Annotated in this window: 1 protein-coding gene; it reads right to left on the bottom strand. The window is 36.2% G+C overall.

All coding sequences use genetic code 11. The features are described from left to right. Positions 1–725: 725 nt before the first annotated feature. Positions 726–2,771 (bottom strand): CHAT domain-containing protein, encoded by a 2,046-nt coding sequence (locus PX481_RS19220; protein ID WP_002759564.1) that lies wholly within the window; start codon positions 2,769–2,771, stop codon positions 726–728. Between the last annotated feature and the right edge of the window lie 103 nt (positions 2,772–2,874).

The raw sequence follows: 2,874 nt of genomic DNA, 5'->3' as shown, positions 1-2,874 counted from the left end.
TAGTTAGCTAATCTTGCCCAATGCCCTTTCTGATTTAGAGTAAGCAAAAATCAAACTCGGTTTCGACTTACCTCTTTTCCTACCATAAATTGTAGTTTTTGGGCATTATCTTAACAAAATTTAACTGACAAGAAAACAGTAACTTTTTAACAGCCTCTACAGGATATTTTCTTAATTAAGAGGCTCTCATTCTGCTAGTTTCTAGAATTTTAATCGGCCTCGATGAATTGATTAATCATCAAAGTAAAAATCGAACTACGAGGAATGAATAACCATGGTACTTTCAGAACTAGCACCAACGGCTGTAACCCCTGTCCCGTCTGATTTATCCACACCCACTGAGGTTAAAAAATCCCCTGCTCAAAACAATGATCTAATCTATTTTTGTGAACTAGATTCTAGTAACAAACTGAACTGTCGTTGACTTCAAGGATGTCTTGTACCCAGTCAAAAGTAAAAAAGGAAATTGAACCTCTTGCACAAGTCAAAAAGTAATCAATCCTGATGCTGAAAGCATTCTATTGGCTCTTCTCGTTTCTGTGTGGAAGGAAGAAGAATAGGGATAATTTTTCAAAAAAAATATAGTCTTCAAAGCCTTGCCTAGGAAGACTCCTACGAATGATAAGCACTGATTATCACACAAAGTCGAGGAGAGCCATCTATTCTTCTTTCTGTTGCCTGTTGCATGAGTTCCTATTGCCTGACTTCCGCAGGAAGTCTAATGTTTATAACCAATTTCCAATTAAGATAAAAGAAGACCAATAAACGGGATGACTATACTGATTATTAATATCTGGATTACTTTGAGCTTGAATTAATTGGATTTGAGCCTCTCTTAAGGCTTCTGCTTTATTAACCCCTGAATTAATTAAATTGTCATAAAAAGCCAAGATTAATTGTAACGTAGATTGATCAGAAACTGGCCATAAAGACGCAATCGCACTTTGAACCCCTGCTTGTATCGCTACTCCTGCTAATCCTAGCGCAGATCGTTCGTCTCCTTCTGCGGTTTCACAGGCGGTTAAGGTGAGAAGTTCAACAGAGTTAGAGCCTGATTCAAGCAGTCTTAAGGTATTTTCAAGACTTTTAAGGGCTATTTTATCATTATTTCCCGCCACCAGAAAGGTGTCATCTGGAATTGTCCCAAATTGAGCATGGGTGGCAATATGAATAATGGAGTAGTCAGCATTATCTAATGTTTGGGTGAGGGTTTGGGGGTTAAATTGTTGATTAACTAGCAGTTGATGATTAGGAAATTGTTGGGAAATGGTGGCAATTTCAAGGGGAATATTATCTAAAGAAGGAAAAATTTGACCATCAATCTGACTTTCTTCGGTGACTCCTAAAATTAACGTTTTATTGTCAGATAAGGTTCTTTTTTGCAGAAAGGTTAAGGATAAACTAGGGGTAGTAGAGACAGCATATTTTTCGATCAGAAATTGTTTACCATCATGTAAAGCAGCCATAGGGATGGGGCGAAAAGGACTATCTTGGATAAAAACTAAGTTTTTTACGTCGTATTCCTGTAAATCAGTCTCAAAAGGACGAATTATCTGACTATAGAGGGTTTCAGATAAGCTTGTGTCATAATCACCTAGAGTTAAAAACCCATCTAAGATACTTTGACGAAATTGAGCAATATTTTCGATAATATTGGCTTTATTCTGCTTAATCCAGTGAATTTTTATACTTTGATCGGGTAAAATTATAATGATTGCTGTTTTCTCTTGAAACATTAAAGAATTAATAATTGCCGTCTGAGGAAAAGCAGATATAGGCTGAGAATCAGGGGCATCAATCCGCAAAAAACAGTCATTTCCCAGATGATTTTGCAATTCTGCGAGTCTTAGATGATCAATAATCTTGAGGACTTCTTTTAATTCTTGTTTTTGTTGTATAGATGATAAACTTTGAGAATCAGCTAATTGTAGCTTTAATTGAGCAAGTTGACGATAAATAGGTTCAATACTATCACGAAAGTCCAATTGTACGTCTTTTTCAGTCGTTAATAAGTCACTACGGATATTTTCAAGAGTATTATAGGCGTTTTGATAGGCGTTAACGGCGAGGTTGAATTGTCCTTTTGCTTGAAAAATACGCCCTTTTTGCCATTCCAAAAGATATAAGCCATCTTTTGTGTTTAAATCTTGATTAGCCACTAAAATCGCTTTCTGTGTTAGGGTTAAGGCTTCTTTTGTTCTGCCAAGACATTCATAAAAATGACCGATTGCGCCTAATGCAAAAGACTCTACACGAGGATTATTAAGATTTTTAGCAATTGTTAAAGCATTATCGAGAATGGATAATCTTTGATAGTCAGATAGTTGCCATTGCGTCGGACATTGGATTAAAGGGGTACTTAAGGCTAAAGAAAAGGCGGGTAGACTCGCTAAGTCAATACTAGCGTAAACCGTTGTTACATTTTGAGGGACCATAGGGAGCAAGATTAACGCCTGTTGTAAATCATTTTGCCGTTGTTGGGGAGAAATTATCTGAAAATTTTGAGAATAATAGGATAAACGAATTAAATTTAATAAATTCTCTAGTTTTGTTAAAGGATCTTCTGATCCATTTAAGTTAGCACGGAAATTTTTGGTAGCTTGTTGATAGTCGGAGATCGCTTGTTTTTGAAAAGTATTGGAGCGGTTATGATCTTGTTTTTCAGCAGATTTTGCCCGTAATTGGGATAATTGACCTCTAGCTGTATAAGAATTGCCTAAGCTTTGTTTTAAGGGTTCTTCGTTACTTGGTATGGTTCGATAGGGGGGCATAAATCGACTAAATCCTTATCTGGCAAGAGACTTAATTGATTAGTTCGCTCTAGATAAGAAATAATTGACAAAAATCGCTAAATGCCTTTCTATATAAGGGTTC

The sequence above is a fragment of the Microcystis sp. M53603_WE2 genome, from assembly GCF_030065435.1.
The sequence above is the reverse complement of the archived record's forward strand: the minus strand, read 5'-3'. Positions and strand labels throughout refer to the sequence as shown.

Bases quoted from the DNA above. Each gene is read 5' to 3' on its own strand.
- PX481_RS19220 (WP_002759564.1), bottom strand. From the start codon at position 2,771: ATGCCCCCCTATCGAACCATACCAAGTAACGAAGAACCCTTAAAACAA.